Origin of the sequence: Pontibacter ruber (assembly GCF_023630205.1) — a bacterium.
Taxonomy (GTDB): domain Bacteria; phylum Bacteroidota; class Bacteroidia; order Cytophagales; family Hymenobacteraceae; genus Pontibacter; species Pontibacter ruber.
Genome location: NZ_JALPRR010000006.1, coordinates 46,482 through 72,114 on the forward strand (window position 1 = coordinate 46,482; position 25,633 = coordinate 72,114).

Here is a 25,633-nt window from a genome sequence, read left to right on the forward strand (position 1 = left end):
CGCGATATTATTTCATGCTGAATAAAGGAAAGAATACGGTTCGCCTGGAGCCACACGCAGGCGATGTGGAGACAGCTGTGCGCGGACTTGGCTGGGAGTGGTGCGTGGAGGATGGTTGCGCCAACTATGTGCCCGGTGAGGCAGTGGTTGTAAACGAGAATGAAGCTGACGCACTGTTGGAGGCTGCCGATACGCTGTACGATATGATGGTGCAGGCCGTGCCGGACGATTTGCCGGATGCTTTTCTGAAAGTGCTGGGCATTCCGGAGAACCTGTGGCGCCTGGTACGCCAGACGTGGAACGATGACCGGCAGTGGCACCTGTACGGCCGCTTCGACCTGGCACAAACACCCGAGGGGCCGAAGCTGCTGGAGTTCAATGCCGATACCGCTACTTCGATTCCTGAAACGGCAGTAGTGCAGTGGGCCAGCCTGGCTGCGGCCGGTAAGCACAGTGCCAATCAGTACTCTGGTTTGTACGAGGCGCTGGTAGAGCAGTTTAAGACCTGGCGCATGCTCAATGACGACCTGCCGCCTGCTTTGCTGCTGACCTACCTGGGGGTAAGTGCCGAAGACGAAACAAATTGCGCTGTGCTGGCAGAGGCTGCCAAGGATGCCGGCTTTGATGCCCACCTCTGCCCGATAGAGAACGTGAACATTTCAACCGAAGGCACTGAAAAAGGCGTTTGGGCACAGGTAGGAGCGGAGCAGTGGCAACAGTTTCCGTTCCTGTTCAAGCTACTGCCCTGGGAGCAGATCGCCTGGGAAGAGCCGGAGCTGCTTGAGAGCCTGACGCAGTTATCCCGCAGCCGCACAGTGGTTATCGCCAACCCGGCTTATTCCTTGTTGTTTCAGAGCAAAGGCATGCTGGCCTGGCTCTGGAAAGCGTTCCCGTACCACCCGCTGCTGCTCGAGGCCGACCTGACGCCTCTGAGTGGAAAGTATATCCGGAAGCCATACTTCGGCCGCGAAGGGCAAAGCATAGAAGTGGTGGACAAGGTACAGGTAACGAAGATGGAGGGCGAATACGACCAGCAGCAGCAGGTATACCAGCGCTGGTGCGAGTTGCCCGAAGACAACAAAGGGTATACCTACCAGGCAGGCGTGTTCTGGGCCGGAGAAGGCTGCGCCATCGGTTTTCGTCGCGAGAAAGGCATCATCACCAACCTGTCGCAGTTTGTGCCGCATTTGGTAGAAGGATGATCATGATATTTATACTTTAGCAATATGTCAATCGAATCAGAGGCAGATCTGGCAGGGATCAAAAGGATAAGCGAAGTGGTAGCCATTACCCTGAAGCGCATGCGGGAACATGCCAGGGCCGGCATGTCGACCAAAGCGTTGGATGAGTATGGTTTTGAGATCCTGCAGTCGTATGGTGCTAAATCGGCGCCTAAAGTTACCTACAACTTCCCTGGCTATACGTGTATAAGCGTTAACAACGAAGCGGCACACGGCATTCCTTCTGATAACACCATCCTGAAAGAAGGCGATCTGGTGAACATAGACGTTTCGGCGGAGCTAAACGGATACTTTGCTGATAACGGTGGCTCGTTTGTGCTGGGCGAGGACATCCAGGGATTGAACAAGTTAGTGGATGCCTCCGTCAGTGCGCTTCATAAAGCCCTGAAAGAGATAAGAGGCGGCAGGCGAATCGCCGACATTGGAAAGATCATCGAGGCCGAAGCCAAAAAGAATGGCTTTAAAGTGATCAAGAACCTGGTTGGCCATGGAGTGGGCCGAAGCCTGCACGAAGAGCCGCACGAAATCCCCTGCTTTTACGACCGTTTCAACACGCAGCGGTTCCGGAAGAACACGGTCGTTGCTGTAGAAACCTTTATCTCTACAAAAGGAAGTTATACCCGCGACAAAGGCGATGGCTGGACCCTACTAGCCGATAAAGGAGGCTTTGTGGCGCAGCACGAGCACACCATCCTTATCACGGATGGCGAGCCCATTATACTTACAATGGCAAACGGGATCTGATCTTAACCGGTGCTGCCACCAGCTACACCAAGCTCGTCCTTACATCGGCAACCGGAACCCCAGGCTCAGGAAACCCCGGAAAGAGGTGCCAGCTTCGCGGGCTATGCCAGCGGTAAGCGGGCCCAGGCGAGAGATATAGCCTACTGAGGCGCCAAAGCCCAGGCGCGTGGTCTCGCCCCGGAGCGTGCGGGTACCGTTAAGCAGATTGGTGTTCAGCACACTCGACTGGAGCTGGAAGTATAAATTCTGTCGTGCCTGGTACTGCAGCCCTGCGTTGGCATACAATAAATTATCTACAGAATAAGCGTAGGGCTCTACTGCCCAGTACTCCACCGCATTAGGCAGCACAGGCCGGTAGCCGCCTACCAGTGTTTCGGAGCCCAGTGGCAGCTCTTTTTCGGTGTAAACGACCATGCCCTGTCGCATGATGATACTTAGCTTGGGCCTGACAGGAAATATACCGATAGCCTGTGCCGAGAAGCGCATGAACGGCTCTCGTTTATCCAGTGTCTGTGTAACTTCCTGTTTCGACTCTTCCGAAGCCGTTCTGGCGCTGAACTTGTTACCGGTTACCAGTTGGGCAGTAGCTTCTGTTCTCCAGCCTTTGGTCGGGTATACCTGCCGATTAAATTTATTTGATTTGAAATAAGTACTGAAGCTCAGGTTGCGGATACGCAGGCGCTCTACCTGGCTGATGTCAAGTAGGGTAGAGTCCAGGTCGATCTGGTCGCCTACTTCCGGCGACAAACCAGCCTTGTTATATTCTACCTGCTGCCCGATGGTCCAGCTGTTGTTGGTAGTGGTTTGCCAACCTGCAATCGTGCTGTACCTGTCCTGGCTGAGAACGGCAATTTTCCGGCCGTTGCCACTAAAGAGCGGAAGCTCGTTCTTATAGTAGATGTGCCCCAACCTGGCTGCGAAATTCTGCCGGTAGCCCATGTATTTGAGGTAATTTAGATCAGAGCGGATGTTCTGCCCCAGGTCGGCCTCGGCCACAAACCGCGAACCCTGAAACAGTAAGTTGCGGTGGGTATAGTTGAGGGTAGCGCCAGCCCGGTTCTCCGAATCGTAATACAGCGCAGCTTTCAGAAAAGCGTTTTGTGCCTCCACTACGTTTACTTCCAGCGTGAAATGCTGCTCGCCGGGCACAATGGCATAAGATACTTTATTGAACAGGCCTGTGCCGTAGAGCACTTCAATCCGGTCGTCGATGTCGTCCAGTGCTATCTGCTGGGTTTCCCTGATCCGTAGCTTTCTTTCAATCAACTGATCGGACACTTTCTCCGCACCCTGAATCACTACCTTCTCCACAAAAACCGAATCGAGGTGGTTGATGCGTTTCACGTTGCGCATCGGCTCTCCGTAGGCGTTCATTTGGCTGGCAATGGTCTTCAGGCTGTCGAGGTACGGGCGGGCTGATTTTTCGCCGAGCTCGATGATGGCTTTGGTCTCGTTGAAGCTTCCGTTGCTAAAAGTGCCCAGGCTGTCCACCATATCCAGCAGGAAATCACATTTTTCTTTCTCTTTCTCCGAGTTAGCCGCTGCCGTGAAAAAAGTTGTCTGCACCAGCACATCTACCATGGTGCGCAGGTTTTGCTTTGGCTCCAGTGCACCCCCAACGTTCACCCCGATGATGTAATCAGCCCCCATATCCAGCGCTTCCTGCACCGGGAAATTCTGCACCAGGCCTCCGTCTATCAGCAGGCGTCCGTTAAGCTGCACCGGCGTGAAGGCCGATGGAATCGCCATACTTGCCCGCATGGCTTCGGCCAGGAAACCGCTGTTGAGCACTACCTTTTCGCCGGTCACCAGGTCGGTGGCAACGCAGGCAAAAGGAACCGGGAGTTTATTGAAATTGCTGATGCCGTGGGCGCTGCGGGTAAGGCCGGTAAGCGTTCGGGTGAGCACCTGCCCTTCGATCATCCCACTCGGGAAACCAATCTTTAGTTTGTTTACTGGTAGTTCGAGCAGGTAACGGCCGTAGTAATCTTTGTCCTCGATGGCGATCTGGTTCAGCGTTACCTGGTTGCTCAGCAGCAGGTCCCACTTCAGGTCGATGGCAATTTTTTCGATCTCATCCGGGGTATAGCCAATGGCATACAAAGCACCTACTAAAGCGCCCATGCTGGTGCCTGTGATGTAATCGGGTTTGATACCGGCTTGTTCCATCACCTTCAGGAACCCGATGTGCGCCATCCCTTTTGCACCGCCCCCGCTCAGCACCAGCCCGATGCGGGGCCTTTTACCCGTAGCTTCCAGCGACTGAGCCTGCAGGCTGCTACCGATCAGGCAACAGCAGATGAGCAGCAGCAGGGACTTTAACCAATATTTCAGGTGCAGGTTTGTCATGTAAGTTAGTTTCAGTGAACGAGGCCGGCGGTTTTGCCGCAGGGCCAGTAGGGTACGATAGCGATAGCAAGTATAATTTTATCCTCAGTTTCAGGCAGAAAGCGCCTTTTCCGAAAGATTATAAAAAGTAAAGTTAAGGAGCTTAGTATCATACCAAAATCAGCACTGAAATATTTTTATCCTGTGCAAGAGGTTGTTGTTATAGTATAAATTATCAGGTGGGGAGTTGCCATACTTATCTTCAAATTCTCACATCTCCAAATTTCCAAATTAAACAACTACCTTTGCCTGTTAACAAACGCTAACTGCCTATGCTCGCTTTCGTGCTCACACTTGTGCTATTGCTCGGAATAGTGATCGTGCTGGCGTATGCAGAGCGGAAGGTGGCAGCTTTTATGCAGGACCGCCTTGGCCCAACCGAGGCTGGTCCGTATGGCTCGTTGCAATCGGTGCTCGACGTACTGAAACTGCTGCAGAAAGAAGATATTGTGCCTGCCGCTGCCGACAAAAGCCTTTTCAAGCTGGCGCCCATCCTCATTTTTGCTGCTGTTTTCGCTGGTTTTGCCGTTATCCCGTTCACCCCGGACCTGGTGCCTGCCGGCATTGGCATTGGTGTGTTTTACCTGCTGGCCATTATCTCACTGGATGTGGTGGGATTGCTGATGGCGGGCTGGGGCTCGAATAACAAGTATGCCATGCTGGGTGCCATGCGCTCGGTAGCGCAGATCGTGTCGTATGAGATTCCGGCAGGGCTGGCCATACTTTCTGTTGTGATGATATGCCAGTCGCTGGATTTCCAGGAGATCAGTTATCAGCAGGGCGCGCTCATGAACCAGTTTCCGGGGCTGGAGTACGAGATAAACTGGCTTTTTGGTCTTGAAGCCTTAGGTATAAACACGACTACCATTGGCGGCATCACCACCTGGAACATTTTTCGGGCGCCGATGCTGCTGGTAGCATTTGTAATCTACTTTATTGCATCGCTGGCAGAAAGTAACCGTGCCCCATTTGATATTCCGGAAGCGGAGTCGGAGCTGGTGGCGGGTTTCCACGTAGAATATTCGGGCTTCCGGTTTGCTGTGTTGTTTCTGGCCGAGTACAGTATGATGGTGCTGGTTTGCCTGGTGGCCGTTATCCTTTTCCTGGGCAGCTGGAATACGCCTCTCCCGAACATTGGCCCTGTAAGTCTAGCTTACTGGACTACCGGCACCGTAGGAAGTGTATCGGGTATACTTTGGGGCGGCTTCTGGCTGCTCTCGAAGACGTTTGTGTTACTGTTTCTGCAGTTACAGATCCGTTGGACGTACCCGCGCCTGCGCGTAGATCAGCTCATGCACCTCTGCTGGAAAGTGCTTACACCAATAGCTTTAGGGGTAGTGTTGATTGCAGGTATCTGGCGACTGTTGATGATTTAACTTTAGGACGTAAGACGTTAGACGCATGATATAAGGCTTTATATTCCCACCATGGAGGGGTATGTAAAAGTCTTTTGTCTTATGTACTGTGTCAAAATGAATATGGAGCAAAAAGCCATAAAACATAAATCCGGATTCTGGGATGTAGTGAAGTCGCTGCTGAGTGGCCTGAGCCTTACGTGGCGGCATTTCCGGAATGCTAAAAATCGTAGGACGCCGGAGTACGTCTCGGATGAGAACTACTTCAAGCAGCCGGAGGGATTGGTAACGCTCACGTATCCGTACGAAGCCCTACCTGTGCCCGACAACGGCCGTTACCGCCTGCACAACGAGATCGAAGACTGTATTGTCTGCGACCTTTGTGCCAAGATCTGCCCTGTCAACTGCATTGCCATCGAATCGATAAAAGTTACAGAAGACATTGGCGTAACTTCAGATGGAACCAAGAAGCGCCTGTACGCACCGGTATTCAACATCGACATGGCCAAGTGCTGCTACTGCGGCCTTTGCACCACCGTCTGCCCAACCGACTGCCTCACCATGACGCCTGTATACGATTTCGCCGAAATAGATATCAGGAACATGATCTACCACTTCAGCGATCTGACGCCGGAGCAGGCCAAAGAAAAACAGCTGCTCTACGAAAAGCAGCAGGAGGAAATGGCCGCCGCCAAAGCAGCTGCACTGGCGGCAAAAAAGCAGGGATAGAGAAGAATACTGATAACTGCTTATTGTTAACTGATAACTGAAAGAAATGCTTTTCTACATCTTCGCCGTACTGGCTATACTTTCGGGAGCTTACATGGTGCTGACGCGCAATCTGCTGTATGCGGGTTTCTCGCTGCTGATCACCTTACTAAGTATAGCTGGTATTTACGTGCTGCTGTTTGCTGATTTTATTGCGGTAACCCAGCTGATGGTGTATGTGGGTGGTGTGCTGGTTCTTATACTTTTTGGTATCATGCTCAGCAGCCGCGTGCACGATAAGTCCGTGCTGTCAGAGAATGTAAACAAAGTATGGGGCACACTGGTAGCCGGGCTTATACTGGTTGGTCTCAGTTACACCATCCTGAAAGCCAATATCAGCTCTTTACCGTGGCTGCAAGAAGCGGAAACCGATGTGCTTGCTCAGCAGAAAAGTACGGTTCAAAGTATAGGCGTTAAACTGATGACGGACTTTGTGCTGCCCTTCGAGATTGCCTCGCTTTTGCTGCTGATCGCCTTGATGGGAGCAGCCTACATCGCCACAGATAACCAGAAAGTATAAGTATGGAGCAGATTCCGTTAGAGCATATTTTACTCCTGAGTGCCGCCCTTTTTAGTCTGGGCATACTGGCTGTGATTACTAAACGCCATGCAGTGGTGGTGCTGATGGGTATTGAATTGATTTTTAACGCTGCCAACCTGAACCTGGTCGCCTTCAGCCGCTATGATCCATCGCTCTTACAGGGGCAGCTTTTCTCACTGTTTGTCATTGTAGTCGCCGCTGCCGAAGCTGCCGTCGCCCTGGCCATCGTGCTGCGCGTGTACCAGCATTTCAAAACGGCCAACTTGAGCGAAATTGTAAGCGAGGAGAACAGGTAATAGAGTTCTGAGTCTCGAGTTCTGAGTCTCGAGTTGGGTTTGTTTCTCCAGAACCCATACACTTTAATTGCTAAAGTATATTCCTGGCGCGAATCTCCAGTTTCATGACTTACAGTGTTGTTGGGGCTCTAGCTCTACTGGCCTGCAGGGACAGGAGAGTTTACCATCTCTTACTGTCATTTTGACTACTCTTGAGGCGAGAGCCGAAAAGAGCAGGCGTAGCTGTGAGAAATCTGATACAGGCAACGTATAAACACACCCCTACCCCTCTCAAGAGGGGAATTGGCCTTTGGTATAGATAAGGTTATACTTTCATATTTGCTGTGATCCAACCACCCCTTACCCCTCAGAGCTACGCTCGCTAGCTTCTAACTCGCGTTCTCGCTAGTCTAAGGAGGGGAGCTCTGACACTGCTTTACATGGAAGTATAAATTTCATAGCTGCTGTTGGTCATCCCCCTGCCCCCTTCAAAGGGGGACTCGGTTCCAGTTGCATAGTCAGCAGCTATCGAACTGTTTCCAGTCCTTGGGTTGAGCGCCTTCTGGGTTTCCGGTGCCTGCAAGGCATTGCGACCGAAGGGTAGCAAAGGAAAGCTAGACAGCGCGATGCCCGAGGACGAGGCCCCGCGGCCGTGAGCGCACCAAAGTATGAAATGAAACAATAGCCTTTGTAAGACTGAGGAAGAAAGGTAGCTATGATAGCAAAAGCTTGCTGTAAGTGTAAACCTCGCCTAGAGAGTAAGATTTCTCACTACCGTTCGAAATGACAGAAGAACTGCTGTCGCTTTATTTACAGCAACGGATTGAAGCAAAACTATAAGTATAAAATTTAACCAATATACTTAACTTTGGCTCCTGTTAAGGCACAGAACTGAAACAACAACCAAACTTGGAGCTTACCCAACTATTAAAGCCGCTGGCTGGCACGCCCGAAACCACTACTGCCCTGGTAGTGCTGCTGCTGCCCCTGCTGGCTTTTCTGGTTTTATACTTCTTCGGTAAGCGCCTGCCGCGACAGGGTGATTGGCTGGCCATTGGGGTAACGGGAGTGGCACTTGCTTTATCCGTTTACCTCTTCTCTCAAATCTGGAATACCACTACCTTTCATAGCCGCAGCATTTGGTTTAGCCTGCCCTCTAGTATAGTTGCTGATTTTACGGCCGGTGTCCTGCTGGATAACCTCACAGTGCTGATGCTGGTGATTGTCACCTTCATTTCTTTGCTGGTGCAGCTGTTTTCGGTGGGCTATATGCACGGCGATGAAGGCTACAACCGCTACTTTGCTTACCTCGGGCTGTTTACCTTTAGCATGCTGGGAATTGTGCTGGTGGATAACCTGCTCCTGCTGTTTGTTTTTTGGGAGCTGGTGGGCTTCTCGTCTTACCTGCTGATCGGATTTTGGTGCGACCGTCCAACTGCAGTTGCTGCCAGCAAAAAAGCATTCCTCGTGAACAGGGTAGGGGACATCGGCCTGCTGCTGGGGCTGTTTGCCTTTTATACCTACTTCCGCACCTTCGACCTGGAAGTACTGCGCACACTGATCGGAGCCGGTGAATGGACAGCCAATAACTTTATACTTGATTATACTTTAAACGGACAGCCTTGGCTGCTGGAGTTGACTCCGCTGCTGCTGACTTTGGCCGGATTAGGTTTGTTTATGGGTTGTGTGGGCAAGTCAGCGCAGTTTCCGTTGCAGATCTGGTTACCCGATGCCATGCAGGGACCTACGCCGGTGTCGGCGCTCATACATGCGGCTACCATGGTGGCGGCAGGCGTGTACCTGCTGGCGCGTTGCTATGCATTCTTTACCATTGATGCGCTTACCGTTATTGCCATTGTGGGCGCCATTACGGCCCTAATCGGTGCATTGGCAGCGCTCACGCAGCACGACATCAAAGCGGTGCTGGCTTTCTCTACCATCTCGCAATTGGGTTATATGGTGATGGGCATGGGCACAGGCGCACACGATGCGTCGCTTTTTCACCTCACCACGCACGCGTTCTTCAAGGCTGCCCTGTTCCTCAATGCCGGTATCATCATACATGCCATGCATCACGCGGCACACCACACCCACGGGCACGACTACGTCAATCCGCAGGACATCCGCAATATGGGTGGGCTGCGCAAGGTGATGCCGCTTACCTTTTATACGTACCTGCTGGCGGCAGCCGCGCTCGTAGGTTTGCCCTTGTTTTCCGGGTTCCTTTCCAAAGATGCCATCCTTTCCGGCAGCTGGGCCTGGGCGCAGACCATGAGTGCCAACGGCAACAGTTTATACTTTGCTGTTCCACTTACAGGTTTTACAGTGGTGTTGCTTACGGCTTTTTACATGGGCCGCCACATGTGGTTTATGTTCTTCGGCAGCTTCCGGGCTCCTTTCGAGGCGCAGGCCGTACGGGTATCCGCTAAAAAAGAGATAGAAAGCGTGATGGCGGTGCCGGTGGTTCTGCTGGCTATACTTTCTTTAGGAATTTTCTTCTCGCTCAACCCGCTTAGCTTTAACAGTAGTTGGGTGATGCGTGGCGTTGGATTAGAGGCGTTGGCCACGCAAGGTGCTCTGCTCTCCGACAAGTTATTGCAGGCTGTAGCCGCGCGGGACGAGGTCAATCATACCGCACATCTGATGATCGGTGTTCTTTCAGCCTTACTTGGAGTAGCAGGTGTAGGTTTGGCAGTGGGCAAGTATAAAAACAAGCCTGCGGAAGCGCTGCTGCATGAAGAACCGCGCGGTGCTTTTGGCAGGATCTCTTTCAACCACTTTTACCTCGATACTTTCTTTAACACGATATTTGTAAAGCCAGCCCTGTGGACGGCCACTACGCTTTACCGTGTGGACAAGCGGGTGATCGACTTTACCCTGAACTACGGGAGCAAGTGGCTGGTCGTGCTCTCGAAGATCATAGGCTGGTTCGACAGGCTGGTGGTAGACGGAACGGTGTGGTTGATCGGGGCACTGGCAAAGGTGATCGGGCGGTTTGGCCGCAACCTGCAGAACGGCAAAGTGCAGAGCTACTACGCCTATTCCCTTTTCGGATTTATTTTGATTATCCTATACATCGTCCTGTTTTGATAGTTAATTTCGCAGGGTGTTACAGAAAAAGAACTCGTAATTCGTAACTCAGAACTCTTGAACGACTTTATACTCTCTGGCCTTATTTTTACACCTTTGCTGGCGGCGCTTGTTGTGCTGCTGATGCCCATACGCCTGCAAAAGCCGATGAAGGCGGTGGCGCTGCTGGGTACGCTGGTGCAAATGGGGCTGGCCATACTTTTATACTTCCGGTTCGATGGCGCTGCGCTTTCCAACGGGCAGCAGGGCTACCAGTTTGTGGAGAAGCTAAACTGGATCAATTTTTCGCTGGGCACGCTGGGGCGGTTTCAGATCGAGTATTTTGTAGGGGTGGATGGTGTAAGCATCAGTATGGTGCTGCTCACGGGCATTATCGGGGTTATCGGCGTTATCTCTTCCTGGACCATCAAAAAGAATGTAAAAGGATATTTCCTGCTCTACCTGCTGCTCATGACGAGCGTGATGGGTTGTTTCCTGGCACTGGATTTCTTCCTGTTCTACCTGTTCTTCGAGTTCATGCTCCTGCCAATGTATTTCCTGATCGGTATCTGGGGCGGCCCGAAACGCGAATACGCAGCTATTAAGTTCTTCATTTATACTTTAGTAGGTTCGCTCTTCATACTGATCGTGATGATCGGGCTGTATACTTCGGTGATCGATCCGGCGGCGACGGCTGCACAGTTAGGCTTGCTTGAAAAAGGAACGGCTATAAATGCCAATGCGATCGCACAGGTACAGCAACTGCTGCAGCAGAATACCATCAACAGCGCCGAAATGGTGCGCACCTTCAGCATTCCGGCTATGATGGAGCCGGCCAACTTTATACCGGGTAGCCTGCTGCATGTATTATCAGGAACGGTGCTGTGGGACCTGCCGCTGCGCTTTATTGCTTTCCTGCTGCTGTTTGCCGGCTTCGCTATAAAAGTGCCTTCGGTGCCGGTGCATACCTGGTTGCCCGATGCGCACGTAGAGGCGCCAACGCCTATTTCGGTGCTGCTGGCAGCCATACTTTTGAAAGTAGGTGGCTATGGTCTGATCCGCATTGTGTACCCGATCTTCCCCGATGCTGGCGCTTATTTCTCGGTACTGGTCGGTGGCCTGGGCGTGCTCTCGATCATTTACGGGGCCTTGTGCGCCTTGGCCATGAACGACCTGAAAAAGCTGATTGCCTACTCCTCGGTATCGCACATGGGCTTTGTGTTGCTGGGCCTTGCTTCGCTGACAGCCGAAGGCGTGAACGGAGCCATCTACATGATGTTCAGCCACGGCATTATCTCGGCGATGCTCTTCCTGGTAGTGGGTGTTATTTACGACCGCGCCCACGACCGCATGATCTTAAACTTCCGTGGTCTGGCCAAACGCATGCCGGCTTATACGACCTTCGTGGTAATCGCTTTTTTTGCTTCGCTGGGCCTACCGGGCTTCTCTGGCTTTATATCGGAATTGCTGGTACTGGTAGGCGGCTTCAGTGCGCCTGAGGTAACGGGTTTGCTGCCGCGCTGGCTCACGATAGTAGCCGTGTTTGGCTTGCTTTTGGCGGCGGCTTACTACCTGTGGGCCTTACAGCGCATGTTCTTTGGCAAGTACTGGATCTTCCCGGAGCTGCGCGAAAAAGCCATACTTACCGACCTGAATGCCAGAGAATACCTGATGCTGGTGCCGCTGGCTATACTTGCGCTACTGTTCGGTATTTTCCCGCACCTGCTGCTCGATAAGATTGGCGTTACTGCTACCGGTTTTACCGAACTGGTGCTGCAGAACGGGCAGGAGCAATTGCATATGGTTTTATCTTCGATGAGAAGGTAAGTGCTCTTTCGGATTTGCAATCCGGAAGTATAATATCAGTGGATTTGTAATCCGCTTTGCTAAGGCAGCAACCATAACAAACAGCGGACTGCAAATCCGCAATTAATTTAGCTTCGGAATACAAATCCGGAGCAGCAAAAAGAATCTAATTAACAAGTGAACGAACAGGCAGCTACTTTATCCGAATCGATCAATGCCATTATAGCGGGTGCCGGTTCGCTGCTGCCCGAGCTGCTGCTGGCCGGGTTCTTCCTGCTGCTCGTTACCCTTGATCTGTTCAAGTCTAAAAGTATAAAACAGCTGCTGCCCTGGCTTGCGGCAACAGGGCTTTTCGCTACGCTCATCATCCAGATCCTAGGTGGTTATACTTCCGGAGGCGTGCAGTTCCTGAACCTGCTGCGCTCCGACGGGTTGGCACGTTTTGCAGGTATACTTTTCAGCGGGGCCGGTATCTTTACCATACTGCTTTCGCTGCAGAACAGGCAACTTGAAAAATTGGAGAAAGGCCGTGGCGAGTACTATGCGCTGATTTTGATGCTGGTGCTGGGCCTCAACCTGATGGCCAAATCCATCAACCTGCTGATGGTGTTCCTGGCCATTGAGGTGGTATCCATCGCCTCCTATATCCTGACGCTTACTTTAAAAGACAACAAACGCTCCGTAGAGGCCGGTCTGAAGTATATACTTTATGGTACGCTTTCAGCGGGTGTCATGCTTTACGGAATGTCGTTCTTTTATGGCCTGACCGGCTCGCTTAGCTATACCGAGGGTAATTTCTGGCAGTCACTTTTGCAGGCCGATGCTTTGCTGGTGACAGTGGCGGCCATACTGGTATTTGCAGGCTTCTTCTTTAAAATATCTGCCGCACCGTTCCATTTCTGGATACCGGATGTATACCAGGGAGCACCCATGCCGATCGTGGCGCTGTTCTCGACCGGACCAAAAATGGCAGGCGTTATCATCATACTTCGCTTTGTGGCCGCTTTCGCCGATCCGACCTTAGCTGGGGTATTTACAGATATCACCCTGTTTCTGGGTATAGCTGCCCTGGCTACACTGGCAATTGGAAATTTTACGGCGCTCTGGCAACGCACGCCACGCCGGCTGCTGGCTTATTCATCGGTGTCACATGCCGGTTTCCTGCTGATGGCGTTGCTGGCTTTTGGCACCAATTATACGTCCGGTGTGCTGTTTTACCTTACGGTGCTGCTGTTCATGAACTTTGGCATTTTCCTGTTCCTGCAGATTGCAGAAGAGGAGCTTGGGGTGCAGCAGCTGGAAAATTTTGAAGGCCTCGGCCGCCTGTACCCTTACCTGGGCATGATGGCTCTTTTATACTTATTGTCTTTAACAGGACTGCCGCCGCTGGCTGGCTTTATGGGCAAGTTGCTTATTTTCAGCAATGTGTGGGAGGCTTACACGGCCACAAACCAGGGGATGCTGCTGGTCTTACTGGTCGTGGGAATTCTGCTCACCGGGGTGGCACTATTTTATTATATCAGGATTCCGTACTACCTTTTCTTTAAAAGGAATCAAACTGCAGAAAATTTAGTTATTTCACTGTCGAATAAGCTGCTGCTGGGATTTTTCGCGTTGCCGCTGCTGGTCCTCTTCTTTAAGCCCGACCTGCTGCTGCACTGGATCGAAACGTTACTTGCACAGACACTTTAACAGCAACATGAGCGATTCAATCAAACACGAATGCGGTATAGCCTTGATCAGGCTCCGAAAACCAATTGAGTATTACGTTGAGAAGTATGGCACGCCCATGTACGGCGTTAACAAGCTGTTCCTGCTCATGCAGAAGCAGCATAACCGGGGGCAGGACGGGGCAGGCGTTGCCAGTATAAAAATAGATGCCGGCCCGGGCATGGAATACATCAGCCGTTTCCGTTCTGTTAAAACCCGCGCCATCGACAGCATCTTCGGCAAGATCGGCAAAGAGTTTAAGGAGCTGAAGGAAAGTAACCCGGAAAAAGCTGAAGACCTTAACTGGGTCTGGAATAACATGCCTTTCCTGGGCGATGTTTACCTGGGCCACCTGCGCTACGGTACGCATGGCGTAAACAGCGTAGACAATTGCCACCCGATGGTGCGTGAGAACAACTGGCGCAGCCGCAGCCTGGCTGTAGCCGGTAACTTTAACATGACCAACGTAGAAGAGCAGTTCCAGAAACTGGTAGAGCTTGGTCAGCACCCGAAACAAAAATCCGACACCATTACTGTTTTAGAAAAGATCGGCCACTTCTTGGACGAAGAAAACCAGGAGCTGTTCGAGTCTTATAAACACGAGTTTACCAACAAAGAAATAACCAACCTGATCGAGGAAAACCTGGACCTGGAGCGCGTGTTGAAGCGTGCCTGCAAGGACTTTGACGGTGGTTATGCGATGGCAGGATTAACAGGTTACGGCGCATCCTTTGTTGTCCGTGACCCGAATGGCATTCGCCCGGCTTATTATTATATTGATGATGAAGTAGTGGTGATCGCTTCGGAAAAACCGGCTATCAAAACTGCTTTTGACGTGGATTATGCTGCTATTAAAGAGATCACACCGGGCCATGCGCTTATAGTTGACAAAGAGGGAAATCCATCGCTGAAAGAGATACTGGAACCACGCCAGAAATTATCCTGCAGCTTCGAGCGTATTTACTTCTCCAGAGGCAACGACCCGGAGATTTACGAAGAGCGCAAGAACATGGGCAAGCGTCTGTGCCGCCAGATACTTGAAGCCGTTAACTACGACCTTAAAAATACGGTTTTCTCTTACATCCCTAACACTGCCGAGACCTCTTGGCTGGGTATGATGAAAGGCATTGAAGATTACCTGCGTACCTACCGCAAGAAAGCCATACTTAACCAGCAACTTACCGAAGAGCAACTCGACGAGATTCTGCAGTTTAAGCCGCGTGCCGAGAAGCTGGTAATCAAAGACGTAAAGCTCCGCACATTTATCACAGACGACAACAACCGCGACGACCTGGTAACGCACGTGTACGACACGACTTATGAGGTAGTGAAGAAAGGGATCGATACGGTGGTGGTGCTGGATGACTCGATTGTCCGTGGTACTACGCTGGAGAAGAGTATCATCAAAATGCTCGATAAGCTGGAGCCAAAGAAGATCATCATCGTATCCTGCGCCCCGCAAATCCGCTACCCAGATTGCTACGGCATCGACATGAGCCGCGTGAAGGAGTTTGTGGCCTTCCGTGCCATGCTGGAGCTGCTCAAAGACCGTGGCTTATACTTTAAGGTAGAAGAAGTATACGATAAATGTGTGGCCACAGAAGGCACAGAAGCCTTTAAGCAGACCAACTTTGTGAAAGAACTATACGACCTGTTCACGGCCGATGAGATCTCTGCGAAAGTATCAGAAATTGTGAAAGCGCCGGACGTGCATGCAGAAGTACAGGTCATTTACCAGACCATCGAAGACCTGCACCTGGCCTGCCCGAACCACAAAGGCGATTGGTACTTTACAGGCAACTACCCAACCCCAGGCGGAACCAGAGTAGTGAACCGCGCCTTCATGAACTTTGTAGAAAACAAGGCTATAAGAGCCTACTAATCAAAAGTATAAATTATTTTATAAGCCTGCTCCGGTTTGCCGGGGCAGGCTTTTTTATTGCTGTTGCATTAGCACTTAAGCTGCCGATAACACGTACCTATACTAGACTATTCTAAGTTGCCCTCTGCAGCATGTATACTTATGCCCGTCATAAGTCCTGACTTGAGATAGATTGGTTGTGATCTGTTAAAATCAAAAAATGAAAACGCTCGCAAAGTTTCTCTTCCCCATCGGGTACAGGTGGTCAATAATTTTTTACGCTATTCTAGGTGGTTTGATAGGTTACCTGATTGCCGGAGATACGATTACCAGTGCAGATATTGTGACCGGGGTACTCCTTGGCGTATTTGTGGGAACAATAGGAGGGACGATCTTTAAAGAAGTTATAGAACATCATCCGCATAAAAAAGTCTGATATGGTGCAGGTGTAACTGGTGATTGTTCTGTAATGCCACTGATCTTGCAGTTGGTCTAAAGTATAAAAGCCACCTGCTAAGGTGGCTTTTATACTTTAAAGTTTATCCGGACACTAAAGCGGCAGCTTCACATCCTGCATCAGGCGGCCTACCGGGTACAGGTTGTGGGTTGGCTCGTAGTGTGGCGAGTTGCGGTACACAAAGTCGAGCTGGGCGCGTGCGCTTTTGGCAAACTCCGGGTCTTTTTTTCTGCGCTCTTCCAGGCGCTGGCGCAGGTCCGGGTTTTTCTTCAGTATCTCGGCAGCCAAGTCTTCAAACACGTAGCTTGAGAAATGCTCTTTCTGCATCAGGATAGAATCGAAGAAGTTCCAGTTGAAGTAGGAATCTACGGCCTGCGGCTCCAGCGTTTCCACTAAAAAGCGGGCAGACTCCTGGTTCAGGTATACTACGTAATCGCCTTTCAGAAATTGGCGTGGCATGGTACGCGTCTCCACCTGCACGCTGTTATGTAAGTAATGCCCTTCGTACGGACGCTGCCCTGTTTTATAGTCGGTGATGTAGTACGAGTCGAGGGTGAGGGTGGTGTCACGCTTAAGCTGGCGCATTTCCACTTTGTTCAATTTCAGCCGCTCGATCACTTCGCGCCATGCCTGCGGTATAACATAAGCCACCGGCTTCTGCACGGTAGTGGTCGGCGTGAAAGTGTTGTAGTAGTTGATGTTCTTGGAATAAGGCGCCTTGCGGTCGTAGTACAGGCGCTCAAGGCCGCTCACTTCGCTGGGTTTATACTTGGCGGCATAGCCCAGGAATGGGATCTGCTCCACTTTTGTCGTGTCCAGCTTCCAGTCGAGGGGGAAACTTTTTTGCGCCAGCGTTTCCTGCTTTGCTTTGGCCCGGATCTCGCCTATTTCTTTTGCATCACGGCTAACCGTTTCGATCATGTTCTCCATGAGTTGGTAGGTTGCCTTCACACGCTGGTCGAAAGGCTTAAGCATGTGCGTTTCGGGCACAAAGCCAATGGTGTTGTACAGGGCAGTATAACCTGTTGCATAGCGCGGCGACTCCATGAAACCTGTAATGCCTTTGTCCGGTGTCTCATCCACGGTGTTCATGTAGGGCACCATCGGAAATTTATCCTTTTTCATGCCGTCGTACAGGGCAGGCAACATTTTCTTCTGAAGATATCCTGCCAAGGTAGGATTCAGCTTGTTGTGCTGCGTGGCGATCAGTGTCATCACGTGCTGGTAATCGGCGCCGTTGGAAGTATGGTTGTCCATGAACACGTCCGGGTCCCAGTCGCGGAAAATGAGGTGGAACAGCTGCCCGTTTTTAGAGTCGGTTTTGATGTAATCGCGGTTAAGGTCTAGGTTGCGGGCATTTCCCCTAAAGCCGTAGCTTTCCGGGCCGTTTTGGTTGGTGCGGGTGTGGCTGTTGCGGTTCAAGGCGCCGCCGATGTTGTAAACTGGGATGATGGCCAGCACCACGTTATCCAGTTGCTTGCGCTTGTTCTTGTCCTGCAGGTAATCGCGGGCTAGCATCATGGTGGCGTCTATACCTTCCGGCTCACCTGGGTGAATGCCATTCTGAATCAGCAGCACGCGCTTATTCTTTTGCTTGATGGAAGCCGGATCGAAGTCCTTGTCAGTAGAAACGATTACCAGGTGCAGCAATCGGCCCGAGTCGGTATAGCCGTAGGGCACCATTTTTACCTCGTCGTATACCTCGTCTAGTTTGCGGTACCAGTCGATAGCTTCCTGGTAGGTAGCTGTCTGGTTGCCGTTTCCTTTTTCATACGGTGTTTTCAGGTCATCTTTTCCGGGTGTTCCCGTGGTGAGGAGAGCAGCTAGGAGTAAAGTAGTAAGCATTGGTTTGTGTTAGGGTGATGAGGTTGTAATGTTAGTTATTTCTGTTTAGAAATGGTAGGAGGAGGTGGATTTTCAGTAATGTATGGTAATGCCTGAAATCAATTTTTTGAGCTCAGCGAGAGATACTTTTAGCTAAGGTTTATACTTGTGAAGCTGGCAAGCCTTTGCTTCGTAGATAGCTGTACTCCTTAGTCTTACTCACCTATACTTTCATAGTTTCTCTCCGAGCGCTCAGGGCCGCAGGGCCTCGTCCTCGGGTATCGCGCTGTCTATTGAAGCTGCTCCTCGCTCCGCTGCGGGCTGCTGAGCAAGCTCAGCACCGCAACAATAGAAGGCGCTCAACCCAAGGACTGGAAACGACACTGCTTCGTAAGCGGCTATGCAACTTCAACCGAGTCCCCCTTTGAAGGAGGCAGGGGGATGATTTGCAGCAGCTATGAAACTCTTACTTTCAAGTATAGCAAAAGCAGAAACTCCCTCCTTGAGGAGGGTAGGGAGGTATTTGTACTTGTGCCATGAAACTTAAACTTGAAGTAAAGCAGTAGCCAGATTCCCCTCCTGAGACAAGGAGGGGTTAGGGGTGGTTGGATCACCGCAAATATGAAAGTATAACCTTAACTTCTCGAAAGCCGAAAATTCCCCTCTTGAGAGGGGTAGGGGTGTATTTATACGTTGTCTGTATCAGATTTCTCCCGCTCGTCGAAATGACAGTAGGAGATGGTAAACTCTCCTGTCCCTGTGGGCCAGTTGAGTCAGAGACGCAACACCAGCGTAAGTCACGAACCCGGAAATTCGCGCCGGTAACTTTAGAACTTAGCAGCATTTTCTATTAAGAGGGGGTGGGTAAATCCTGTTCATTAAATAAAATCCTGTAAATCCTGATTCAGATCTCTCACAGCTACGTTGGCTCTTTTTAGCTCTCGCATCAAGTGTAGTCGAGATAACAGAAAAATATAGTAGCACCTCCCATTCATAATTCATCATTCGTAATTTATAATTCCTCAAAGGGTGAGGTCAAACAAAAAGGCAGAAGAGTAACCTTCTGCCTTCAACATATCTTATAAATTTGTTTCCTTAAAAAGTACTGCGGTTGATGGCAGGGGGGAAGAGGGCGCGGTCGAGGCTGTACTTGCCGGGGCCAATGAGCATCAAAGTGAAGAAAAGAATACCAGCTTCCAGTGCATGCGAGTAGCCACCAAAACCATCACCTGCTGTGATATGGCGAAGGGTAGCCACCATCATCGTAATTACCAGCAGCAGGCACACCGGGCGGAAAAACAGGCCCAGAACCAGCAGCATACCGCCAATGGCCTCTGCAAATCCAGCCATAAAGCCCCAGAGCTCCGGCATAAAATCGATACCTAACAGTTGCATGTTGCTGCCTACTTTGGCCCAGCGTTCGGGGCCGCCGGTTAATTTAGGCCAGCCATGAAGAACAAACATAATACCTATGCCAACGCGGAGCAGGAACAGCCCCAGGTCCTGATAATTATAGCGGGATCGTAATATTGCCATAGGAGCAATGTTACGTATTTCTGCTTAATAACGCAAAATATTAGAATATGAAAATACTTTCAACTATGGTGTTGGCAGGCACATCTGCTGGCTTCAATTTGCTCAGGCGGTCTTTAGGCAGTTGCGACACATTCAGTACAAAGGTCATCCCGGTTTTTTCAGAAACGGCCACAAAATTTCCTTCACCAGGGCCTACATACGAGATCGGAAACGACTTTTGTACTTCGCCATACTTGGAGCCAATGCCTATGCCCTGTGCTGTTTTGTAGTCGGCATCGCGCACACGCAGGCGCCATACTTTACACTCCGGCTCGCATTGCTGCTCTACCAGCAAGCCTTTGCCCCCGTTACCGGCATGAAGCACATAAGCCGTATAATCCTGCCCTTCCATCCTTAGCGTGGTGTCGGTTATGGTGTAGCCCTGCGGCACATGCTGGCGTATTTCTTCTATCGGCATACCTATCTGCACAGAGCCTACTTTGTTCGAACCAATTACAAAAGCGGAAGGGTCTGGCGATGGGGTGCCTGCAGTTTCTACGGCTGTGATTGCCGTACCGGTAGTGTCAGTAAGTGTAGTTTGTTCGTTTTCAGCGCTATCGCGATCAGCCAGGCAGGCAGCCATGCCCACTCCCAACAAGATAGCGTATAGTATGTTCTTAAGCATGCACGTGTATTTTATACTTTAGGTAATCGTTAAATTATGGTTAAACCTTGATGAGCAGCTTAGGGTTGTTGTATATTAGCACGAAAACATACTTCATTTATTTTATCATAGATCAACTTTAAATAATGGAAAAGGCGAGACCCCTGATATTAGTATCGAACGACGACGGCATTACGGCACCGGGCATCCGGACTTTGGTGCGGGTGGCGATGAGAGTAGGAGAAGTAGTAGTAGTGGCACCAGATGGTCCGCAGTCGGGGATGGGGCATGCCATTACCATTGGCAACACCCTGCGCCTCGATAAATCCATTGCTTTCGATGACCTGGGTGTAGAATCGTACGAGTGCTCGGGTACGCCTGCCGATTGCGTGAAGCTGGCCAAGCACCACGTGCTGAAAGACCGTCGGCCAGACCTGGTGGTGAGCGGCATTAACCACGGCTCCAACTCCAGCATCAGTGTGCTTTACTCCGGCACGATGTCGGCAGCCATTGAGGCGGCTATTGAGGGGCTGCCTGCCATCGGTTTCTCGCTGTGCGACTACGGCCACGAGGCTGATTTCTCGCATACCGAAGAATTTGTGGAAAAGATCATCCGCCAGGCGCTGGAGAACGAGATACCGGAAAACACTGCCCTCAATGTCAATTTCCCGAAGAAAAGCGAAGAGCCGATAAAAGGCATCAAAGTATGCCGCCAGGCACACGCCAAGTGGCAGGAGGAGTTCGATGAGCGCCTGGACCCGCGTAACCGCAAATACTTCTGGATGACAGGCAGCTTCGTTAATTTCGACAAAGGGGAGGATACAGACGAATGGGCGATCGTAAACAACTACGCCTCCATTGTTCCCTGCCAGTTCGATATGACGGCGCACCATGCTATTGTGCACCTGAACAACCAGTGGGAGTTCTAATTATAATATTGGTAAAACAACACACAGCCCCGGCTAAGGTATAGCCGGGGCTGTGTGTTGTATTGGAGATCAAGGATTAAAACCGTACAGGCATTGTAAACCTCACTTTTACAGGTTTGTCGTTCTGTGTGCCTGGCTTCCAGTTGCCGCTGGTTAGCGAAAGTACCCGTATGGCTTCCTGATCGAGTTCAGGTGTAAGACTTTTTACTACTTTGTAATCGGTGAGGGTGCCATCTTCGTTTACTATAAAACTGATCTGTGAAATTCCCTCAGGGGATCGCATTTTATTGTACTTTTTGTTCTTGTTCAGGAATTTCATCAGCTCAGCCATGCCGCTGGTATAAGTTGGCATAACCTCATGGTATTCCACGGCAGGTTTGGTTTTGCTTGAATCCTGAACTACCGGGGCTGGTTCTTCAAAACGGATTGGTAAAGTATACCTTACGGCTACCTGTTGCCCTTTGTGCACACCCGGTGCCCATTGCCCGCTCATACTTTCCACAACGCGTTTACACTCCTTGTCTACCTCAGGGGATAAACCTTTTACAACATGCACATTGGTTACTTTGCCTTCGGTGTTTACCACAAAAGACACAACAGCCAGTCCTGTAGGCTGGTTAGCTTGATATTTAACATTCTCACTTAAGTATTGCACCAAGCCTTTTACACCTCCACTAAATTCAGGCATTTGCTCTACATAAGTGTAAATTTGATCATCATTAGCAGCTGGTGTTTTCTCTTGAGCGACAGCAAAGGGCGCAGTTGAAACTATAAAAGTAATGGCAAATAATGCCTTGCAAAGAGCTTGTAAATGTTTAACCATGCAGAAGTAAAATAAGAAATGTTATTAGAGGCTATAAAATTATGGAATGTTATGGAGATGAATATACAATTTTGCAATTACAGATAAATTTGATTCGTAACATCTAATAGAAAATGTGACACAGTTTTTTCCAGAGTAGCGTGAGCCTTTTCTACAGGACGCTCACGCTGCTCTGAATACTTAAAGAACGGTTACTTACTCCTCGTCACTACCACATCAGCCGCTTTCGCATTCGTAGTCGCAGCTACAGCCGAGCTGTTGTTGACAAACCTTACTTTCAGGATCCTGGCCGTGGTAACAGGCTGCCCGTTTAGCTGACCCGGAACCCAATTATCTTTAGTAAGCCTTACTGCCCTGTTTACTTCTTCCTGGACACTTTTATCGACGGCTACAGGTATCATACTGATAAGCTTGCCGTCTTCCTTTACAATGATGTGCACATCCACATCGCCTTCAAAGGTAGAGTTCTGCGGGTAGCGGAGGTTCTTTGCCAGGAACTTTTCGATGGAGCCATCCTTCAGTCTTGGCTTTATACTTACCTCGTCATACTTGTAGTAGTCTTTCTTGTACCCCTCCATAGATGGTGGGTTCAATGGCTGAGTTTTCTTATTGGCTTCGGAGCCCAGGAACTGCACGGGCAGCACCAGTTCTGCCGCTATGGGCTGGCCATCTTTTAAGGCAGGCTCCCACTGGCCCGACGTGGATTTTACAGCCGCAGCAGCCGCCTCCGATAGCTTGGCAAGTACGGTTTTGTTCTGCAGACCAAAAGTAGAGGCATCCATGTAATCCAGCTCCGAACCCGGGCCTACAATTTTCTTCAGCTTTGTTCCTTCCAGCCGGACGTTGGATACGCTGCCGTCCTTCTCCACCGAAAACTTCACCATTACCCGTGCATTCAGGTTTTCCTGCTTTGCCTCTGCTGGCAGCACCAAGTGACTGCTGATGGCCTGCATCATGGTTTCGTTGCCGCCTTTAAACTGGGGCGGGCGGTTCGCTTTGTCTGCTGCAGCGGACCTGTCTGCTTCGCTCAAAGCAAATCGTATGGGCAGCACATACTTTACCCGCACCGTTTCACCGCTTTGCTTGCCAGGCGACCACTGTCCGCTCATGAGCTGTACTACACGCATGGCCTCCTCGTCGGTGCCACGGCCTAGTTTTTTCACCGGCTGTACTTCTGAGAGCTTTCCATCCTTCTCCACTACAAAGCTTACGACCACCAAGCCTTCTACACCATTTTCCTGCGCCTCTTTCGGGTAGCGTATGTTGCTGCCCAGGAACTTCATCATCTCTCCTTCACCCCCTTTAAAAGCAGGCATCTGCTCGACAAAAGTATAAGGTTTGTTGCCTCCTTTCTGAGGAGCTGTGGTTTGTGCCAGCGCAACGTGCTGTGGCGCTACGGCCAGGACAAGAGCCAATAACGGCGCTGCCAGTAATGTTTTAATGGTGTTGCTGTTTTTCATGATCGGTATGTTTTATAGGTTGATTTAAGGTTTTTAAGGGCAATAGGTATCCTGTTCCGGCTTTTGGGCTGGATTAAAAAGGGTAAGCATAGTACTAGGTCTGGTTTTTTTATTTCATCTTGAAGCGGATCGGGATAGTGTACCTTACACGGACGATTTTACCGTTTTGCAGGCCGGGCTCCCATTGACCGCTCATGGCTTCGATCACACGCAGTGCTTCGCGGTCGGCATCTTCCTGCAGGCCTTTGATAAGGGTGATATCGGAGAGCGTGCCGTCTTTTTCTACTACAAAGCTGGCCACTACCAGGCCTTCAATGCCTGCATCCTGTGCAGATTTAGGATAGCGCATGTTCTGCCCCAGGAACTTCATCATCTCTCCTTCGCCTCCTTTGAAGCGTGGAAATTGCTCTACATAAATGAAAGGCTTTTCAGCATCAGGATCGCTTAGCGGCAGCAGCACTTCGTCTTCAGCCTTAGGAGCAGGAGGTGTTTGTTTTTTACTCAGGCTTTCTTGAGCAGGTGCTCTTTCGGTAGCTTTTGATTCAATGGGAGGAGGTAATAGCAAAGCCGCTTTTTCTTCAGAGACTGTAGCTATCGGAGTATCAGTTGTAGTTATCCTTTCCGGCTTAGCTGCAAGGGAAGCAGTGATATCGGCAGTGACCGCTCGGGAAGAGAAAATGAAAAGCATGAGCAGCAGGAGCGGCAAGACCAGCAAGGGGCGGAACAGGCTTGCCCGCTGGCCATACTTCTGCAGCATGTGCAGGCGTTTGAACACCTGGGGCTTGTAAAAGTGGCTGCCGATCAGCATGCCTGATTGGTGCAGGGCCTCCTTTGCCAGCAACGAAGTATATTCCTGTGGTTGGAAGGCAGCCAGCACCTGGGCATCGGCCTGGTACTCGTGTACGTCGCGCAGCTCTGCTTTCAGGAGCCACACCAGCGGGTTAAACCAAAGTATAGCTGTCAGCACTTCATAGTACAGCACATCGTAGGTATGGCCGAGCCGTACGTGCGCCAGTTCGTGTGCCAGTACCTGCTGCCGTTCTTTCTCGGTCAGGTGGTTTTGGGGGCTAAGGAATACATAATGCAGGAAAGCGAAGGAGGTGTACTCGTTGCTGGTCTGCAGCACGGTTGCCTCAGACGCTTGCATAGCGAGTGGCGTGGTAGTGTTGATAAGCTTCCGGAGCCTGAGCAACTGAAGCCCAAGCCTTGCCAGCAAGCCTAAACCGGCTGCAACGTATAGCACTAGAAGTATAAACTCAACCGGTATAGTATTTATACTTGCAGCTGCTTGAGGATGAGAGGGAGTCACTGTTACCTCCTGCAGCTGAATGACAGGCAGGGCAGGAACGAGTGCTAAATCCTGGGGAAATGGCAGCGGCAGTTGCAGCAACGGGATAAACAGGCTAACAACAGGAGCCAGCAGCAGGTACAGCCGGTTATAACGCAGCTGCGGAAAGCTGCGCAGTACCAGCAGGTAGAACAGGTAAAACAGGAGCAGGCACAGCCCCGACTGGATGAGGTAATTAGCGATTGTTTCCATCTTGCTGGTCTTCTTCGTGCATGTCTTGTTTTACGTGCTGCATCAGTTGGTCCAGTTCCTTTGTGTTCAGGTTGTTGTCCTTGGCAAAGAACGATACCAGTTTTTCAAAAGACCCGCCAAAGTACCCGCTCATGAAGTTCTTTAAAAAGAAGCTTTTATACTTGTCTTCGGCAATCAGCGGGTAGTACTCGTGCGACTTGCCGAACGCAGTATAACCTACAAAGCCTTTTTTCTCCAGTATCCGAACAATTGTTGATACGGTGTTGTAGGCCGGGCGCGGTTCAGGCAATTGCTCGATGATGTCTTTTACAAAACCTTTCTCTATTTTCCAGAGGATCTGCATGATCTCTTCTTCCGCTTTGGTGAGTTCTTTCATAAGTAAGTATGATTGGTAGGATGAATGTATAACTAAATACTTAGTTTAACAACTAAATGTTTAGTTTATTTTTTGAACTTTAAAAAAGAAGCTGTCAGTGTAGGTGTTTCCCAGCTTCTCTGGGATGAGAAGGTTAGTCTACACAGATAAATCCCGTGCAAATTTGATTGCACCAGAATCGTTGGCTATAGCTAATGGGTATGGAGGAGCAAGTATCCTTTTATGCTATTGTTTGGTAAAAACCCTATTCTAATTCTTACCTATCCACTAAAAATGAAAGATGTGAG

At 50.5% G+C, this 25,633-nt stretch carries 20 protein-coding genes; 12 read left to right on the forward strand and 8 right to left on the reverse strand.

The window, feature by feature from the left end:
* Window positions 1-14 precede the first annotated feature (14 nt).
* Together MJ611_RS20000 and map are read left to right on the forward strand one after the other, a co-directional pair.
* Complete coding sequence (locus MJ611_RS20000) at window positions 15-1,202, forward strand: glutathionylspermidine synthase family protein (RefSeq protein ID WP_250432226.1); 1,188 nt, start codon at window positions 15-17, stop codon at window positions 1,200-1,202.
* A 24-nt stretch (window positions 1,203-1,226) separates the two neighbouring features.
* Window positions 1,227-1,985, forward strand: a complete 759-nt coding sequence (gene map, locus MJ611_RS20005; protein WP_250432227.1) for a type I methionyl aminopeptidase — start codon at window positions 1,227-1,229, stop codon at window positions 1,983-1,985.
* Window positions 1,986-2,024: 39 nt separating this feature from the next.
* On the opposite strand, the gene MJ611_RS20010 is transcribed toward map, so the two are convergent.
* The gene (locus MJ611_RS20010) at window positions 2,025-4,334 is read right to left on the reverse strand and encodes a patatin-like phospholipase family protein (protein ID WP_250432228.1); all 2,310 of its coding nucleotides are present in this window, start codon (window positions 4,332-4,334) and stop codon (window positions 2,025-2,027) included.
* A 311-nt stretch (window positions 4,335-4,645) separates the two neighbouring features.
* Between MJ611_RS20010 and MJ611_RS20015 the strand changes: the two genes are divergently transcribed.
* The 9 genes from MJ611_RS20015 to MJ611_RS20055 all read left to right on the forward strand — a co-directional run bounded on the left by MJ611_RS20015 (window position 4,646) and on the right by MJ611_RS20055 (window position 16,194).
* Entirely contained in the window at window positions 4,646-5,749 is a 1,104-nt protein-coding gene (locus MJ611_RS20015) for a complex I subunit 1/NuoH family protein (protein ID WP_250432229.1), read from the forward strand.
* A gap of 102 nt (window positions 5,750-5,851) precedes the next feature.
* Complete coding sequence (locus MJ611_RS20020; RefSeq protein ID WP_250432230.1) at window positions 5,852-6,457, forward strand: NuoI/complex I 23 kDa subunit family protein; 606 nt, start codon at window positions 5,852-5,854, stop codon at window positions 6,455-6,457.
* Between the two features lie 46 nt (window positions 6,458-6,503).
* Window positions 6,504-7,016, forward strand: coding sequence for an NADH-quinone oxidoreductase subunit J family protein (locus tag MJ611_RS20025; RefSeq protein WP_250432231.1), 513 nt, complete (start codon window positions 6,504-6,506; stop codon window positions 7,014-7,016).
* A gap of 2 nt (window positions 7,017-7,018) precedes the next feature.
* Window positions 7,019-7,333 (forward strand): NADH-quinone oxidoreductase subunit NuoK, encoded by a 315-nt coding sequence (gene nuoK / locus MJ611_RS20030; RefSeq protein ID WP_262921728.1) that lies wholly within the window; start codon window positions 7,019-7,021, stop codon window positions 7,331-7,333.
* An 888-nt stretch (window positions 7,334-8,221) separates the two neighbouring features.
* Window positions 8,222-10,402: an NADH-quinone oxidoreductase subunit L gene (gene nuoL / locus MJ611_RS20035; RefSeq protein ID WP_250432232.1), complete on the forward strand. Its 2,181-nt coding sequence runs from the start codon at window positions 8,222-8,224 to the stop codon at window positions 10,400-10,402.
* 57 nt (window positions 10,403-10,459) lie between these two features.
* On the forward strand, window positions 10,460-12,208 hold the full coding sequence (locus MJ611_RS20040) for a complex I subunit 4 family protein (protein ID WP_262921729.1): 1,749 nt from the start codon (window positions 10,460-10,462) through the stop codon (window positions 12,206-12,208).
* Between the two features lie 156 nt (window positions 12,209-12,364).
* Window positions 12,365-13,879, forward strand: coding sequence for an NADH-quinone oxidoreductase subunit N (locus tag MJ611_RS20045; RefSeq protein WP_250432233.1), 1,515 nt, complete (start codon window positions 12,365-12,367; stop codon window positions 13,877-13,879).
* 7 nt (window positions 13,880-13,886) lie between these two features.
* Complete coding sequence (locus tag MJ611_RS20050) at window positions 13,887-15,779, forward strand: amidophosphoribosyltransferase (RefSeq protein WP_250432234.1); 1,893 nt, start codon at window positions 13,887-13,889, stop codon at window positions 15,777-15,779.
* Window positions 15,780-15,978: 199 nt separating this feature from the next.
* Entirely contained in the window at window positions 15,979-16,194 is a 216-nt protein-coding gene (locus MJ611_RS20055) for a hypothetical protein (RefSeq protein WP_250432235.1), read from the forward strand.
* 114 nt (window positions 16,195-16,308) lie between these two features.
* On the opposite strand, the gene MJ611_RS20060 is transcribed toward MJ611_RS20055, so the two are convergent.
* The 3 genes from MJ611_RS20060 to MJ611_RS20070 form a co-directional block, all read right to left on the reverse strand.
* Window positions 16,309-18,060: a M14 family metallopeptidase gene (locus MJ611_RS20060; RefSeq protein ID WP_250432236.1), complete on the reverse strand. Its 1,752-nt coding sequence runs from the start codon at window positions 18,058-18,060 to the stop codon at window positions 16,309-16,311.
* 1,074 nt (window positions 18,061-19,134) lie between these two features.
* Window positions 19,135-19,575, reverse strand: coding sequence for a DoxX family protein (locus tag MJ611_RS20065; RefSeq protein WP_250432237.1), 441 nt, complete (start codon window positions 19,573-19,575; stop codon window positions 19,135-19,137).
* Window positions 19,576-19,615: 40 nt separating this feature from the next.
* On the reverse strand, window positions 19,616-20,239 hold the full coding sequence (locus tag MJ611_RS20070; protein WP_250432238.1) for a mechanosensitive ion channel protein MscS: 624 nt from the start codon (window positions 20,237-20,239) through the stop codon (window positions 19,616-19,618).
* A gap of 125 nt (window positions 20,240-20,364) precedes the next feature.
* On the opposite strand from MJ611_RS20070, the gene surE reads away from it, so the two are divergent.
* Entirely contained in the window at window positions 20,365-21,147 is a 783-nt protein-coding gene (gene surE / locus MJ611_RS20075) for a 5'/3'-nucleotidase SurE (RefSeq protein WP_250432239.1), read from the forward strand.
* Between the two features lie 76 nt (window positions 21,148-21,223).
* Here the strand turns inward: surE and MJ611_RS20080 are convergent, their stop codons facing one another.
* From MJ611_RS20080 to MJ611_RS20095, 4 genes are all read right to left on the reverse strand, one after another.
* Window positions 21,224-21,835: an energy transducer TonB gene (locus tag MJ611_RS20080; protein ID WP_250432240.1), complete on the reverse strand. Its 612-nt coding sequence runs from the start codon at window positions 21,833-21,835 to the stop codon at window positions 21,224-21,226.
* Window positions 21,836-22,161: 326 nt separating this feature from the next.
* Entirely contained in the window at window positions 22,162-23,430 is a 1,269-nt protein-coding gene (locus tag MJ611_RS20085; protein WP_250432241.1) for a TonB family protein, read from the reverse strand.
* A gap of 109 nt (window positions 23,431-23,539) precedes the next feature.
* Window positions 23,540-24,970, reverse strand: coding sequence for a TonB family protein (locus tag MJ611_RS20090; protein WP_250432242.1), 1,431 nt, complete (start codon window positions 24,968-24,970; stop codon window positions 23,540-23,542).
* A complete protein-coding gene (locus MJ611_RS20095) occupies window positions 24,954-25,346 on the reverse strand; it encodes a BlaI/MecI/CopY family transcriptional regulator (protein ID WP_250432243.1) in 393 nt (130 codons plus the stop codon). The genes MJ611_RS20090 and MJ611_RS20095 overlap by 17 nt, the downstream gene beginning before the upstream one ends.
* Window positions 25,347-25,633 lie beyond the last annotated feature (287 nt).

What these genes read in the sequence shown, in the direction of transcription:
- MJ611_RS20000 (WP_250432226.1), top strand. Translation starts at nt 15, where the DNA reads ATGCTGAATAAAGGAAAGAATACGGTTCGCCTGGAGCCACACGCAGGC.
- map (WP_250432227.1), top strand. Translation starts at nt 1,227, where the DNA reads ATGTCAATCGAATCAGAGGCAGATCTGGCAGGGATCAAAAGGATAAGC.
- MJ611_RS20010 (WP_250432228.1), bottom strand. Translation starts at nt 4,334, where the DNA reads ATGACAAACCTGCACCTGAAATATTGGTTAAAGTCCCTGCTGCTGCTC.
- MJ611_RS20015 (WP_250432229.1), top strand. Translation starts at nt 4,646, where the DNA reads ATGCTCGCTTTCGTGCTCACACTTGTGCTATTGCTCGGAATAGTGATC.
- MJ611_RS20020 (WP_250432230.1), top strand. Translation starts at nt 5,852, where the DNA reads ATGGAGCAAAAAGCCATAAAACATAAATCCGGATTCTGGGATGTAGTG.
- MJ611_RS20025 (WP_250432231.1), top strand. Translation starts at nt 6,504, where the DNA reads ATGCTTTTCTACATCTTCGCCGTACTGGCTATACTTTCGGGAGCTTAC.
- nuoK (WP_262921728.1), top strand. Translation starts at nt 7,019, where the DNA reads ATGGAGCAGATTCCGTTAGAGCATATTTTACTCCTGAGTGCCGCCCTT.
- MJ611_RS20050 (WP_250432234.1), top strand. Translation starts at nt 13,887, where the DNA reads ATGAGCGATTCAATCAAACACGAATGCGGTATAGCCTTGATCAGGCTC.
- MJ611_RS20055 (WP_250432235.1), top strand. Translation starts at nt 15,979, where the DNA reads ATGAAAACGCTCGCAAAGTTTCTCTTCCCCATCGGGTACAGGTGGTCA.
- MJ611_RS20060 (WP_250432236.1), bottom strand. Translation starts at nt 18,060, where the DNA reads ATGCTTACTACTTTACTCCTAGCTGCTCTCCTCACCACGGGAACACCC.
- MJ611_RS20065 (WP_250432237.1), bottom strand. Translation starts at nt 19,575, where the DNA reads ATGGCAATATTACGATCCCGCTATAATTATCAGGACCTGGGGCTGTTC.
- MJ611_RS20070 (WP_250432238.1), bottom strand. Translation starts at nt 20,239, where the DNA reads ATGCTTAAGAACATACTATACGCTATCTTGTTGGGAGTGGGCATGGCT.
- surE (WP_250432239.1), top strand. Translation starts at nt 20,365, where the DNA reads ATGGAAAAGGCGAGACCCCTGATATTAGTATCGAACGACGACGGCATT.
- MJ611_RS20080 (WP_250432240.1), bottom strand. Translation starts at nt 21,835, where the DNA reads ATGCCTGAATTTAGTGGAGGTGTAAAAGGCTTGGTGCAATACTTAAGT.
- MJ611_RS20085 (WP_250432241.1), bottom strand. Translation starts at nt 23,430, where the DNA reads ATGAAAAACAGCAACACCATTAAAACATTACTGGCAGCGCCGTTATTG.
- MJ611_RS20090 (WP_250432242.1), bottom strand. Translation starts at nt 24,970, where the DNA reads ATGGAAACAATCGCTAATTACCTCATCCAGTCGGGGCTGTGCCTGCTC.
- MJ611_RS20095 (WP_250432243.1), bottom strand. Translation starts at nt 25,346, where the DNA reads ATGAAAGAACTCACCAAAGCGGAAGAAGAGATCATGCAGATCCTCTGG.